Source organism: Flavobacterium sp. (genome assembly GCF_047602195.1).
Lineage (GTDB): Bacteria > Bacteroidota > Bacteroidia > Flavobacteriales > Flavobacteriaceae > Flavobacterium.
In genome coordinates, this window is record NZ_JASGHW010000004.1 from 521,569 (window position 1) to 536,237 (window position 14,669).

At 50.7% G+C, this 14,669-nt stretch carries 5 protein-coding genes; 2 read left to right on the plus strand and 3 right to left on the minus strand.

The genetic code is table 11. The annotated features are described in order from the left end of the window. Nucleotides 1-192: 192 nt before the first annotated feature. Nucleotides 193-1,350 (plus strand): beta-ketoacyl synthase N-terminal-like domain-containing protein, encoded by a 1,158-nt coding sequence (locus QM717_RS08705; RefSeq protein ID WP_415036877.1) that lies wholly within the window; start codon nucleotides 193-195, stop codon nucleotides 1,348-1,350. 70 nt (nucleotides 1,351-1,420) lie between these two features. Here QM717_RS08705 and QM717_RS08710 read toward each other — a convergent pair whose 3' ends face one another. The 3 genes from QM717_RS08710 to QM717_RS08720 all read right to left on the minus strand — a co-directional run bounded on the left by QM717_RS08710 (nucleotide 1,421) and on the right by QM717_RS08720 (nucleotide 11,054). Further along, complete coding sequence (locus tag QM717_RS08710) at nucleotides 1,421-8,053, minus strand: T9SS sorting signal type C domain-containing protein (RefSeq protein ID WP_415036879.1); 6,633 nt, start codon at nucleotides 8,051-8,053, stop codon at nucleotides 1,421-1,423. A gap of 338 nt (nucleotides 8,054-8,391) precedes the next feature. Then, nucleotides 8,392-10,404: a T9SS sorting signal type C domain-containing protein gene (locus QM717_RS08715; protein WP_415036881.1), complete on the minus strand. Its 2,013-nt coding sequence runs from the start codon at nucleotides 10,402-10,404 to the stop codon at nucleotides 8,392-8,394. A gap of 182 nt (nucleotides 10,405-10,586) precedes the next feature. After that, nucleotides 10,587-11,054, minus strand: coding sequence for a regulatory protein RecX (locus QM717_RS08720; RefSeq protein WP_415036883.1), 468 nt, complete (start codon nucleotides 11,052-11,054; stop codon nucleotides 10,587-10,589). A 246-nt stretch (nucleotides 11,055-11,300) separates the two neighbouring features. Here QM717_RS08720 and QM717_RS08725 point away from each other — a divergent pair, with 246 nt between their 5' ends. After that, entirely contained in the window at nucleotides 11,301-14,588 is a 3,288-nt protein-coding gene (locus QM717_RS08725) for a T9SS sorting signal type C domain-containing protein (RefSeq protein WP_415036885.1), read from the plus strand. Nucleotides 14,589-14,669: the final 81 nt, after the last annotated feature.

Here is a 14,669-nt window from a genome sequence, read left to right on the forward strand (position 1 = left end):
GATTTTGATGTTTGGTTAAAAGCGCAGGTCAGCAAAATTTGGGGTAAGTGATTTGTTTTTAATGGGTTAAATATAATAAAATTTAGTTCCGGCCCCACTTTTATCCCTTTTAATTCTAGGTCCGCATTATTGGCCCAAGATGCGAGCGATTCTAAGAAAACTTTGCGACCTTTGCATCCAAACACGATTGCCTTGCAGACCAAAATTGCCATAACTTCGATCGCTTCGGTTTCTCCTTTGGGAAACGAGACTTCAAAAATTTGGGAAAATTACCTGAATCCCACGCCTTGTTTCACCGAAACCACCTTCGATGGACAAACCGCGCTCGGTGCTTTTCTCGCAGCCGATGCCCGACAAACAATCGAGGCTTTGCGCCAATCCGATACCAAATACAAATCGCTGGACGATTCGGTATTGTTTGCGATTACGGCCGCACGCAGGGCCATGCAAAATGCCGGCTGGAAAAAGGGCGACCATTTCGGGATCAACCTGGGTTCGTCTCGCGGAGCCACGGGTTTGTTCGAAAAATATTTCCGCGATTACCTCGAAACCGGTAAAACATCTACACTCAGTTCGCCCACGACCACGCTCGGCAACATCGCCTCCTGGGTCGCACAGGATTTGCAGAACGACGGCCCCGATATTTCGCACTCGATTACGTGTTCGACGGCCTTGCATGCGCTGGTCAATGGCGTGGCCTGGCTACGTTCGGGCATGGCCGACAAATTTATGGTCGGTGGAAGCGAAGCGCCGCTCACGCCCTTTACGATCGCCCAAATGCGCGCGATGAAGATCTACGCCAAGGAAAACCAACCGTTTCCATGCCGAGCGATGGATTTCGACAAGAAGCAAAATACGATGATCTTGGGCGAAGGCGCCGCAATCTGCTGCCTTGAATCGGGCGAAGAACCAAACGCGCTGGCCTATGTGGAAGGCATCGGTTATGCGACCGAAGTCCTCGAACACAACGTCTCGATCTCAGCCGAAGCGGACTGCTTCCAGAAATCGATGAAAATGGCGTTGCAGCATACGCCCTTATCCGAAGTCGATGTAATTGTCATGCATGCGCCCGGGACCAAAACCGGCGACATCACCGAACTGCGTGCAATCCAAAAAATATTCGGCGAAAACTTGCCGTTGCTCACGACCAACAAATGGAAAATCGGGCATACGTTTGGCGCTTCGGGCATGCTCGGGATCGAACTCGCCATCTTGATGATGCGGCACGATACGTTTATCGGCGTCCCATTCACGCAAGTGCCAACCCAGTCCAAATCCATCAAAAAAGTACTGATTAATGCCGTCGGTTTTGGCGGCAATGCGGTCAGCGTGCTTTTGTCCAAAGCATAAAAAACCCGCTTACCATCCCAGGCAGCGGGTTTTTCGGGGTTAAAAATGCAATCTAACTAATTCAAAAAATTTATTCCATTATTACTTTTCGGGTTACTTCGTAACCACCGTCGAGAATGACTTTGACGATCAAGACCTGTTCGGCTGAAGTGAGGTTTGGCGTGCGGAAGTTCATCGTGTGGATGTCCTTGGCGCTGTAGATTTTCCGGCCGAGTAAATCGAACACGATCACTTCTTCGATGGACAGCGAGGAACGAACGCCGACTTGTTTGTCGTTGGCCACGATCAACACACCATTTTCATTGAAGGTAACGGTTTCGGTACCCAAAGTGGTGTTGACGAACTTGATCTCGAAACGGTCATTGAACGTACCGATGGCCGAGGTAAAGCTGTAATCGGTTGCTTTCAAATCGTGCGTCACGCCCGTCAAATGGTCCACGAGATACACATTTTGACTGGTGAAGAAACCGTCGACATTCGGCAAGGCAATCGTGAAGCTTCCGGCGATGGTGGTTTTGTAGCCCATCGGGATCACGTCGTTGGCGTCGAATGGCAAGGCCCTTCCCTGAATCGAATAGTTGTCGGTCCCCGAAATCGAGTACAGCGACAGGACGTTTCCGGCAGGGAAAATCTTCCCGTCGTACAAATTGTCAAAGGCATTGGTCGCCCCGCTCACATAACCGATCAGCGCTTCGTTGTAAGCCCCGGTCGTGTTGGTGATGTTGACCCAGAGGCGGTTTTTCGATGCCGTGGCGACCGGTTGCGGGGTCCCGCTTCTGTAGAACTGATCGTTGTGTCCGGCGATACGCATGCTGTTTTTGAACGTGGCGTGGTGCGTCCCATTCGGCAGTGCTGCATTGGCTTCGATAAAGAACGCTTGCCCAGCCGCAACTTTTCCGTCAGGAATGGTTCCTCCGGTAATCGCCGGATTGGCCGAACGTACCCCTCCGGTGAGGTTGTATTTGGCATAATCATCAGCCGTGTAATTGTACAGGTTGTTGCCCGGAATGGTGCTGCTGATGGCCGTGTTGTGCGTCCATAGGTAGATGGTTCCGGTCGTGATGTTGGCGTTGGCCGGATCGGTCAGGAACAAATCGATATCAATTGCAGATGGATAAGGGTTTCCGATCAGGTTCGAGATTCCTGTTCCTTTTTGGATGGTAGCCGAAACCACACCATTGTTTGGAACGCCGTTGAATTCTGCGGCATACACTCCAGACGAAGCGTTGGTCGTGCTCCAACCTTGCGGCGCACGTACGATGTAACCGCGTCCGGCTTCCATGACCTGGTTGCCGCCAGCAATCGACACCCAGTTGTTGATCATCGGGTCGAAGCGGTAGTATTTGTCGGCCAAGGTCAATGGAGACAATTGGAACAAGGTATTGTTTTGGACCGGTGAAGACCAATAGGTATAGTCGTAGGTTTTCATCGGTTGGGATTTTCTTTTCATTTTGATGTTTCCGATATCGGTCGAGTTGTCCTCTACCTGAACCAAACTGCCTTTGTCCTCGATGATGAAATTGGCCGTAGGCTCAACTTCCAAAATCGTTTCGACAATCAGGTTCGCGTTCGGGTTGATTGTCATCGTCACGCCGTTCTTGACCTGGCACGAGCATACTTTCAAATTCGAATTCAAAGTCAGGTTGCTGTTGATGACCACGGGGGTGGTTTCATTCGGGGTGCCACTCCAGTTACCATTGGTGTAGGTAATGGCAATGGGAACCGTAATCTCAATCGGGGTTGTATACACGGTGTTGCAGCCTTGTACTACGGCACGGAAATAACGGGTTGTGGCAAATGTGCCCATATTGCTCGCCGACAACATCGGTGTCGTGACGTTGATGTCGGTCACCCCGCTCGTAAAGGCCATGTTGTTGGCATATTGCCATTTGACGATTGTTCCGCTGTAACCGGTCAGTGCGATGCTGCTTGGCGTAGTATTTCTACAGATCACGGTTTTTTCACAGCTCAGGCTTCCCGCTACGGCGAATGAACCTACGGTAACCTGTTGGCTGATGCCCGCCGTGCTGAATCCACAAACGCTGTTGATGCGACGCACCCAGTACGTTGTCGTTGCCGAAGGGCTTACCGTAATCGAAGCGCCGGTTTCGCCGGAGAGGATGTTGAACCCGACGGTTCCTGTTCCCCATTGGAAAACCCCATTCGATCCACTGGTTCCGCCCGAAGCGGTCAAGGTAGTGCTGCTGCCGGTACAAATCGATGTGGTTCCAGAAATGGCAGTGGGGGCTGTAGAAGCTACGGTCGTGTTGGTCAGTACCAATGCGGCATTGGCGCCACCACCGTGTTCCTGCGTACGCACTTCAATGGTAGAAGTACTGCTCAAACTATAGGTCCCGATGTTGCCGTTGCACGCACCGCCACCGTTCCATGAAGCGCAGCTCCACACCAAGCTGCCGTTGATGTAAACTTCAGTTTCATCATCCCAGTTGGAAAGGGCAACCGTATAGGTTCCGCAAGGGAAACCGCGGCGTTTGTGTACGAAAGTAAAGTTGTCGTTCGGTACCGTACAGCCCAACCAGTTCGAGGCGCTCGATGGCGAATTGTTGAGGTTCCAACTGGTCTGTGTGTCAAAGCCCAGTGTGGTTTGCGTATAGTATCCGGCATAGGCGGCTGTAGCCAAAGTGATGTCCCCGGTCGAATAACCGTAGACGTTCCATTGGCTGGAACCAAATAGCGTCGGGTCGCCAGACATGGTCATGTTAACGGTTGTCGTGGCGACTGCCGTGTAAGAAGAACATGGCGCGGCGTCGGCACGTCTGACCCAATAGGTCGTCGTTGCGATTGGGCTTACCGTAATCGAGGCGCCGGTTTGTCCGGCAATGATGTTGGAACCTGCGGTAGATCCGGTTCCCCATTGGAAGGTAGTCGATCCGCTTCCGCCCGTTGCGGTGAGCGTAACGCTGGTTCCCGGACACACGTTGGTTCCGCCCGAAATGGACGTTGGTGCTGTGGAAACGCTGTTGACGGTAACCGTAGTTGATGGTCCCCAAGTGGTCGTTGTACAAGGTGAACCGTCTACACGGCGAACCCAATACGAAGTCGTGGCCGTTGGGTTGACGGTAATCGAGACCCCGGTTTGTCCGGAGATCACGTTCGACCCCAAAGTCGTTCCGGTTCCCCATTGGTAAGCCGCGCCCACGCCCAGTGTTCCGCCGGTAGCCGTTAAGGTCGTGCTGCCGCCGTTACAGATGGTGGTCGTTCCGGAAATACCGGTGACATTGGTAGAAGTTGTCGTTACGTTGACCGTGAAAGTCACGGCTGCCGAAGTATTGTTGCACGGTGCCGGGTCGATCAAACGCACCCAGTAGGTCGTCGTTACCGACGGGTTGATGTACATCGTACTGACGGTACTGCCCTGAATGTTCGATCCCACAGCGCCGATACCCCATTGGTAAGTTGCATTGGTCCCTGGTGTGCCACCTACGGCGGTCAAGTTTCCACCACCGGCAGAATAACACAACGAAGCAGGACCTGAAATAGAAGTCGGCGCTACCGATCGTTGGTTGACCGTTACCGTATAGGCAGTCGATCCCGTTACCGTTGTACAAGGCGAACTGTCGGTTCTCCTGACCCAGTAAGTCGTTGTTGCGGTCGGTGCGACGGTCAAGGTTGCCGAAGTTTCACCCGCAATGATATTCGAACCGGCTGTACCCGTTCCCCATTGGTAGCTGCCATTTACGGCATGTGTTCCACCCGAGGCGGTCAAGGTTACGCTGGCTCCCGAACAAGTTAGGTTGCTCGTGCCATTGATCGTAGTCGGTGCGGTCGAAGCCGGATAAACCGTTACGAATACCGCAGCGGTATAAGTGTTGCACGGATTGGCGTCGTATTTTCTGACCCAATAAGTAGTTACTGCCGTTGGGTTGACGTACAAACTGTTGGTGTTGCCGGCCACTACATTTGAACCAGGCGTGTTTCCGGTTCCCCATTGGTAAGTGGTTGTAGTTCCTGATGTTCCGCCGATTGCGTTCAAGGTCACCCCACCATTCGGGCTGCAAACCGAAGCCGCATTCGAAATCGAAGTCGGTGCCGTGGCCAATTGCGCTACCGTTACATTATAAGTTGGTCCCGAAGTAATCGTCGTACAAGGCGATGCATCCAATCTACGTACCCAATAAGTGGTCGTCGTTGTTGGGCTTACCGTGATCGAAGCGTTGCTTTCGCCTGCAATGATGTTGTTGCCGATCGAACCGGTTCCCCATTGGTAAACCGCGTTCACTGCATGGGTTCCACCCGAAGCAGTCAGCACCGTGTTTCCGCCGTTACAGATGGAATTCGTCCCAGTAATGGTTGTCGGCGCAGTCGAAGCCGGATAAACGGTCACGAATACGCCAGCGGTATAAGCATTACATGGATTCGCGTCATATTTTCTGACCCAATAAGTGGTCACGGCTGTTGGATTCACATACAAACTGTTGGTGTTTCCGGCTACCACGTTCGAGCCGACAGTCGTTCCGGTTCCCCATTGGTAAGTGGTGTTGGTACCCGAAGTTCCGCCAATCGCGTTCAAGGTCACCCCGCCGTTCGGGCTGCAAACCGAAGCTGCATTCGAAATCGAAGTCGGTGCCGTGGCCAATTGCGCCACCGTCACATTGTAAGTAGGTCCAGAAGTTACGGTGTTGCACGGTGCGGCATCCAAGCGGCGCACCCAATACGTAGTCGTTGTAGATGGGCTTACCGTGATCGAAGCATTGGTTTCCCCAGCAATGATGTTGTTGCCGACTGAACCGGTTCCCCATTGGTATACCGCACCAGTTCCATGCGTTCCGCCATTCGCGGTGAGTGTTGTGCTCGAGCCGTTGCAGATCGAATTGGTTCCGGTGATGTTGTTCGGGTTGGTCGAAGGAGCCACTACGGTTACCAATTGCGTGACGCCCGTGGTGGTCATGTTGCATGGGGCGGGATCGATTCTTCGTACCCAATAAGTCGTAGAATTGGTTCCTGGATTTACCGTAATCGAAGCCGCAGTTTGGCCACCGATGATGTTGTTGCCTACGGTTGTTCCCGTTCCCCATTGGTAGTAGGAACTGGCCGCCGCATAACCGCCTGTCGCCGTCAATGTCGTCGAGCCGTTGTTGCAAACCGAAGTGTTTCCGGTGATGGCTGTCGGAGGCGTTGAAAAATCGGTACAGGCGACATAGCTGAAAGAAACCACTGCCGATCCACCTTGTTCGTAATAGTCAAGAACGAGGTTGGTGTTTCCGCTTAAGTAATAAGTGGTTGAATTTGAAGTTCCATAACCATGATCGTTCCAATTGTTGATGACATAGGTCGATCCACCATCCAAACTCAAACGATAGCCGTCATCGCCTCCAACAGTGAACGTATAATAACCTGGCGTGAAGTTCTTCTGCATTTTGAAACGCACCGAAAAACGATCGGTATACGTGCCACAAATGTTTGGCCCGGCTGGAGAACCGGTTCCCCAATCCTGGTAAAATGTTTCGGGTTCGGTCACATAACCTTTGTAAGGAACCGTAAAGGCATCAGTCGGTGGGTTGGCCGTACCGATGGTAGCGTAGACATAACCGATCCACGAATTGATTCCATAAGAAGTTTGGTCGCCGGCAACCGTGTTCACTGTTACGGTTGCAGTAGCTGCGGCCGTAGCCATACAAGGTGCGGCATTGGTTCTTCTGACCCAGTAAGTTGTCGTTGCATTTGGGGTTACCGTAATCGAGGCAGTTGTTTGACCCGATAGGATGTTCAAGCCTACAGTTCCGGTTCCCCATTCGTATTCTGATCCGGCTACCATCGTTCCGCCCGAGGCAGTCAATGTAGTGGTGGTTCCCTGGCACAAGGTGGTGGTTCCTGAAACAGTTGTCGGTGCGGTTGATCCGGTGGTTACCGTTACCGTTTGGGTAATGCCCGTAGTTTGTCCGTTGCAAGGCGCAGGATCGATGACACGTACCCAATAGGTCGTATTGTTCGCCGGGCTTACGGTGATGGAAGCCGCAGTTTGGCCGTTGATGACATTGTTGCCAACGGTCGCTCCCGTTCCCCATTGGTACACGGCACCCGAAACCAAAGTGGCCCCGGTAGCGGTGAGGGTCGTGGAAGATCCGTTGCAGATGTTGTTGGTGCCGCTGATGGCAGTCGGCGCGGTCGAATAACCACCGCAATACGTATAGGCAAATGAAATGCGCGATTGTCCACCCTGGTCGTAATTTTCCAAAACCAAATAGGTGTCACCGCTCAAGAAAAAAGTAGCGGTGGAGGTTTGGTAAGAATGGTAATTCCAATCGGTCATCGCCCAATTGGCGCCGCCATCAAAACTCAAGCGATAGCCGTCGTCACCCCCGATGGTAAACGTATAATAACCCGGCGTAAAATTTTTACGCATGCGGAAACGCAACGAAAATGAATCGGCGTAAGAGCCGCAGATGTTGGGTCCCGAAACGGCAGCGTTGTCTAGGTTCATGTTGAACTGTTCGGGCTGCGTCAGGTAACCGCGGTAAACCGTAGTGGTAAAGGTATTCTGCGGTGGATTGTTGGTGTCAAGTCCCGAATAGACATAACCAATCCAAGCATCATTGCCGTAAACGGTCGGATTTCCTGGCGGGGTAGGGCACTGTGCCGAGAGACTTTGCAGGCCAACCAGCAGCAGCATCAGGATTACAATAAAGTTGGTGACAAAATCGGCATTCTTGAATTTCACTTTTAAATAAGTAAATAATTCCATGAGTTTTTAATGTTTTGTTTGGTGGTAGTTTTTTCAAATTATCGACCAAATGTATAAAAACATCGATGAAATGCACAAATTTATTTTGAAAGTATTTTTTTTCCTACAAAGTTAACGCAAACGTTTTCGTAATTTTCAAATACACCTAAGCGGCTGTTTTTAAAGGTGATGCGCGGATTTGGTTTGTAAGAAAAAAATTTTAGAAAAAAGAACAAGAAATTTAAAAATGTAAGACAAATATTACGGTTAAATTGTAAAGCCGCTCGGGGCAAGCCATTAAAAAGCCGCCGAAGTACTACTACAAACTCCGGCGGCTCAGAATCCAAAACAAGATCGTATTAATTCATGATTACTTTTTTAGCAAATGAATTGCCATTACCCAATTTTATTTTAACCAATAATACGGTTGTGGCGTTCGGACTCAAGTTAGTGATGTTGATTTCGTTGCTGTCGATGTTCGCCTGTGTGTAAAGCACCCTGCCGCTCAGGTCGGCAACCGTAACGGTGTCCAAGGCCACTGCCGAGCGGATGCTCAATTGCGCCTCGTTGGCCGCTACCATAATGTGGTCTGCGGTGAACGTTTCGGTCTGGAGCATTCCTTCGGTGAAGCGCAGCTCGAAGCGGTTGTTGAAAGTACCGGTTGTGGTGTTGAACGTGTAAGGATACATTTTCAGGTCGGCGGTGATGCCGGTCTCGTTGTCGTAGATAAAGATGTTCTGTCCTTCGAACAAGCCGTCGAATTGGGCCAGGCTGATGGTGTAAGCTCCCGCCATCAGGGCATTGTAACCCAAAGGGATCGAAGTGCTCGCGTCAAACGGAAGCGCGCGCGCCTGAATCGAAAAGCGCTTGTCCGCGGAAATCGTATAGAAATCGACGAAGGTGTTCGCATTGAAATCGACCCCGTCGAAATTGCGGTCTACGCCATCGGTCGCGCCATCGGCATAGCCCAAAAGCGTTTGCTTGAAAGCGCCCAACGTATTGGTAAGGTTGAGCCAGATGCGGTGTTTTTCGGGACTCGTTGCCGTATTGTTGCTTCTGAAAAACTGGTCGTTCTCGAAATTCACGCGCATGCTGTTGGAGAAAACCGCCTGTCCATTGGCGAGTCCTTTGATAAAGAAGCTTTGTCCCGAAGCCACTTTACCGGTGGGAACTTCATTGTTCCCGGAGGTGGAAGTAGCGGTTCCGCCCAACAGGTTGTATGCTGCATAGTCATTAGAAGTGTAAGCCAACGAACTCACCGGGGTGTTGTGTGTCCACAGGTAGATGGTGCCGTCGGTGATGGCCGCGTTGTTCGGATCCGACAGGAAAAGGTCCATATCGATGGCCGACGGATACGGATTCCCGATCAGGTTCATGTCGCTGTTGCCAATCGCGATCGGTGTCTGGACCAATCCATTATTCGGATTTCCGACGAAATCGGCGTTATAAATATCTGAAGCCGATGTGCTGAACGCCTGCGGGGCGCGAACGATATAGCCTTTGCCTTCTTCCATGACCTGGGCGCCGTTGAGGTGCGTTACCCAATTTCCGATCGCAGGGCTGTAGCTGTAATATTTATCGGCCAAGGTATTCGGCGAAAGGTTGTACAGCGTTTGTCCGCTAACGGGTGAAGACCAATAGGTAAAGTCGTAACGCTTCATTGGGGTCGTTGTCCTTTCGGCAGTAATGTTGCCTACGTTGTTGACGTCATTGACCTGAACAAGACTGGCCTGGTCCTGTAACGTCAGGTTGGCCGAGGTCGCCACGTTGATGACATCGGTGACCAAAAGCGTGCTGCCGCTTTCCACGGTGAGCGAGGCGTCTTCGGTCAAGGTCAGGCTGTAGACCTGCATCAGCGACTCGTCTGAAATCACGGGAGCCGTATCGGTTGTTTCATTGATGACGATGTGGTCCGAAGCCAAAGGCGTAACTCCGCAGCTCCAGTTGGCCGGGTTGTTCCAGTTGTCGTCTTCGGCAGCTCCGGTCCAGGTATTGGACTGGCGTACGAGTAATCCGGCCGAAGTACCGCTCGAGCCCTCGCCATAGGAAACCGATACTTTGTAGACGCCATTCGAGGTCACATTGTAGGTTTGTCCGGTCGCGCCCGATATGAGTACGTTGTCTTTGTACCATTGGTAAGTATCGGCCACCGAGCAGGTCAGCAGCAAGCTTCCGCCGCTGCAGAAAAAGGTGGTTCCGCCCGAAGTGATCGTTGGGATCATGTTCACGGCAGTTTTGACAATGGTTTTTTCCCGAGAAATAGTCTTTTTAATGGGATGGTTGTGTGCATTCGCCACCACGGGCGACACAAGAAATAACGCTGAAATCGCAAGGGCCACGCCTTTTGAAGTCAAAATGGTAGATTTGTTCAATGTATTAGGATTTAGGGATTTCTAATATATTGGCGAAAGTGGATGGGGCAAAAGTAGACAAAAAGTCATATTATATCGAATAAAAGCAAATAAAATCGACAAAATGCATATTTTAACTTTTAAAATAAAATTAATCTTACATTTTTATAAATTAATACTCGCAGACTGTGAAGTTTTTTGTGCTAGTTTAATTCGTCCAGTTTTTCGTAGATCAGTTGGGTTTCATAACCCTTGCGGTAAAGGAAGTCGAAACATTTCTTTTTCTTGGCTTGTAGGCTGCTGCCATTCAGGCTGTTCCAGCATTGCGTAGCGATGAGGTTGAAGGTTTCAAGGTATTCGTCCGGGTCAATTTCCTTGAGCGCCGTGTTGATGTTGTATTGCGAAATGTTGCGAAACTTGAGCTCGTTGACGATCCTGATTTTTCCCCAATGTTTGATGCGGTGCTTGCCGCGCGCAAAACTTTGGGCAAACCGTTCTTCATTGAGGAAATTGTTGTTGATAAGGTACACGATGATTTCGTCGGCGGCGGCCGAAGCCACGCCCAGGCTGTAGAGTTTTTCCGAAACTTCTTTGTGGCAACGCTCCTGGTAGGCGCAGTAGTGCTCCAGTTTTTTTCGGGCTTCAAGCGGTGTGGGCGTAGCGGTAGACATAATCAAAGTTAGCAGGTTTCAAAAATAAAGCATTTAAAATTACGTTGGAAAAATAAATCGATTTCGCCCGTTGCAACAATTAATCTTTTGTTAACAATTAATTTGGTCAAAAAGCTTGAAAAATAGGAAATTACGATTAAATTTGCAGGTTCGGAATTGATAAAAATAAAAAACAAAATGCTGGAAATGACTTCCTTAAAGTCGAAGCAAAATACCACATTCGGAATGAAATTGAAAACTCTCTTTATGGCCATATTAATGGCAGTTGTTGCGACGCCGTCTTTTGGACAATCCATTTGGACCAACCCGATTACCGGAACCAATCCGGGGCTCACCAGCCCATACACGACGGGAGATGTGCGGGATGCCAACATCACGGTTTCCGGAATTACCAGGGGCGGAGGATTGACGGGCAATGTGGCCAACAACCGATACAATGCCAATGGCTGGTCTACCGGTGGCATCGTCGCCAATGACTATTTTGAATTCACGCTGACGCCCAATGCAGGGTACCGCATTGACTTTTCGAGCCTTGTGTACACCGGGCAAGCATCGGGAACCGGGCCAACGGTTTTCTCGCTGCGTTTGAGCGTGGACTCGTATGCGGCCAATATTGGTGCGGCTACGGCATCGGGAACCACCATTTCCTTGACGGCCGGTACTTTCCAGAACATCACGGGGGCAATCTCGTTCCGGTTGTATGCCTGGAGTGCGGGTGGCGCATCGGGAACCTACAGTGTCAACGATTTTACGTTTAACGGAAGTGTCAACTCGACCTGTCCTTCGGTAACGCTTACTTCGGTATTGCCGACCAGCGGGCCGGTAGGGACCGAAGTAACGATCCAGGCCGCGGGCGGTTTGACCGGTGCAACGGTTACTTTTAGTGGTATTGCGGCGACCATTGTCAGCACGACTGCGACCCAATTGGTGGTCACGGTTCCAGCCGGAGCGAGTACGGGCAACCTCGTGGTCAAAGACGCGAGTTTGTGTGCCAGTACACCGGTGCCATTTACCGTTATCAACCAAGACATCACCAGTTGCGAGGGCAATTCTTCGTTTACAGACATCATCATTTCGGAAATCTTTGACGAAGCCACAGGTTCTGGGGGAGGAATCGAATTGTTCAACCCCACGGCGGCGGCGATCAATTTGACCACCAACGACTACAGGCTGCGCCGTTATGCCGACAACGGGCCTACTTTTACCGAGTTGGATTTTGGCAGCATCTCGATTCCGTCAGGTGGAACGATCTTGATTACGGCGGTGGCCAGTCCGTTGCCTTCGTGCGGCGGGTTGACCTATCAGGCGACTTTGGGCACGGGCTACAATGAAAATGACCGTTTCGAGCTTCGCAAAAACGGGACTACGGTAATCGATGTGGCCTATGGTGCTTCGATTGCAGGCTACAGTGTTTTGAGAAATACCACTGCCGTTGGACCGACTGCAACCTACAACGCTGCCGATTGGTCGATATCTACCACGCCGGATTGTTCCGATTTGGGTTATTTCCCACCGATTACCAAGTTGGCACCAAACCTTACGGTGAGCCCGTCGGTTTCCTTGTCCTGCACCACTACCTCGGTGACGTTGAATGCCGCAGGTACCGAAGGGCATGTGGGTGGAAATGCACTGGCTTACCAATGGTATTACCTCGCGCCGGCGACCAACGTTTGGACCATCGTGACCAATAACGTCAATTACAGCGGGGCGACGGGACCGGCATTGACCATTACACCGCCTTCGTCCTTCAACAATTACCAATACTATTGCCAGATCCGCGAAAATTCGGCCACTTGTTACAAAGCTTCGAATGCGACGATCATCAAGGATATTTATTTCACCACCTGGAATTCACCCGGAACTTGGTCCAATGGGGTGCCATCGTTGACCAAAAGGGCCATCATCAACTTCAACTACGACACCACGACCCATGGCAGTTTTGAGGCTTGCAGCGTAGTGGTCAATGCTACTTTTACATTAAACATTACGCCTTCGCAGTTTGTGGCCATCCAAAACGATTTGACCGTCAATGGCACGTTGACTGTCCAGGATGATGGCAGTCTGGTTCAGATCAGCGATGCCGGTGTCAATACTGGAAGCATCACTTCGAACCGCAATGTCAACCTGGGCAAATACGATTATGTCTATTGGTCTTCGCCTGTAGCGGCATTCCCGGTGACAAGTGTTTCCACCGGGACGGCAACGAATTTCATCTACAAATGGAACCCGACACAGGCCGGAAGCTACGGCATTTGGGTCAACGCCAATGAGAATATGGTGGCGGGCAAAGGGTACATCGTTAGGGGGCCGACGGCTTTCCCGACAACGCCAACGGCTTTTTCGGCGGCTTTTACGGGAGTACCGAATAATGGTGTGGTCAATGCGACCATCCAACGCGGATCGTACACCGGACCCAATTATCCCAATGCAAACGGAGTTATCGTAACGAATAAGGACGACAATTGGAATTTGGTCGGCAATCCTTACCCAAGTTCGATTTATGCACGTGATTTCCTTTTGGCCAACACCAACATCGAAGGCGCCGTAAGGATTTGGACGCATGGTTCGCAACCGAGTTCGGCGGTCACGGATCCGTTCTACGGGAATTTCCTGTACAACTACAATTCCAATGACTATATCGTCCACAACGGAACCGGTACGGTAAGCGGTCCGGCAGGCTTTAGCGGCTACATTGCTTCGGGCCAAGGTTTTTTCATTCAAATGAACGATGGCGTGGCGTCCACGCAAACCGTCACTTTCAACAACGCCATGCGCAACAAGACTTACACCAATGCCAATTTTTACAGAAGCGCCCACCAGAACCAAAATGTAAAGGGCCTGGAAAATGAGGGTGAAACCGATCAAGGACGCCTCTGGATCGATTTGGTGTCTGCCGCTGGGAATGTGAGCCGCACGCTGGTAGGCTATGTAGAAGGCGCGACATTGGCCAAAGACAGGATGTACGACGCTTACGGAAAATTGGATGAAAACCAAAATTTCTACACATTGATTAATGATGAGGCCATGACCATCCAAGGCAGGCCCGTGCCTTTTGACCCAAGCGATTTGGTGCCGCTTGGATTGCATTTGGCTTCCGCAGGAAATTACAAAATTGCCATTGCGGCGACCGATGGTTTGTTCCAGGGCGAGGAAACGAATCTCTTTTTGGAAGACAAGACCTTAGGGATCCTGCACAATTTGAGGCTCGCTCCTTATGATTTTACTGCCGAAGCGGGTACGCTCGACACGAGGTTCGTACTGCGTTACACCAACACGACTTTGGGTAATCCTGAATTCGATGTCAACGCCAATAATGTGGTAGTGGCGACCAACAAAAACATCGCCGTGAAATCTTATTTGGAACCAATCGCATCGGTGACTATTTTCGATTTGCTCGGAAGGAAAATTTTCGATCAGTCGCAGGTGCACGCCAACGAATTGAAAATCGATACCGTGCCTTCAAATCAGCAAACGTTGATTGTTAGGATTTCCTTACAGAATGGGCAAAAACTCACCAGAAAAATCATTTTCTAGCCGATTTAAAAAACCTGAAAAATTTTAGTAAGCCTTATCTTAGATAAGGCTTTTTTGTTGGAGGATAAAATGCATTTCGTC